Raw genomic sequence first — 626 nt, 5'->3', positions numbered from 1 at the left:
TCACTCAGCGCAGTTGAATGGTCAAATTCGGCCCTGTTGGGATGTCATCAGCAAACCATCTCGCCGTTACCGTTTTAGTCTCGGTGTAAAAGCGCACTGCTTGCTTGCCATACGCATGCAAATCACCATAGAAACTGCCCCTCCAACCCGTGAAGGAGAAGAATGGCAAAGGCACCGGAATCGGAACATTGATACCAACCTGACCAACTTGAATCTCGTGCTGATATTTCCGTGCTGCCGCGCCATTAGCGGTGAATATCGACGTGCCATTACCGTAAGGATTGCGATTGACGAGCTCGATCGCCTCTTGCAACGTCTCAACCTCAATACACACCAAAACTGGGCCAAAGATCTCTTGGGTGTAAATCGACATATTCGGCGTTACGCCGCTAAACAGCGTTGGCCCGATCCAATTACCATCGGGAAACCCTTCGACTTCACATTGGCTGCCATCAAGTTCACACACCGCACCTTGTTGTTTGCCTAACTCAATCAAACCCAAAACTCGCTGCTTGGCTTGCTCACTGATCAAAGGACCATACTCAGCATCCTCATCATCCCAAGCGCCGGGATGGATTTTCGCCATTTCTTGTTTGAGATCCGCAATCCAGGCTTTTGACTCGCCA

The 626-nt window shown here is 50.2% G+C and carries 1 protein-coding gene; it reads right to left on the bottom strand.

The annotated features are described in order from the left end of the window. Positions 1–4: 4 nt before the first annotated feature. On the bottom strand, positions 5–626 hold a 622-nt coding region (locus R7O13_RS28340; RefSeq protein WP_318305387.1), incomplete at its 5' end, for an aldehyde dehydrogenase family protein.

The sequence above is a fragment of the Vibrio sp. Y176 genome (assembly GCF_033438945.1).
The sequence above is the reverse complement of the archived record's forward strand: the minus strand, read 5'-3'. Positions and strand labels throughout refer to the sequence as shown.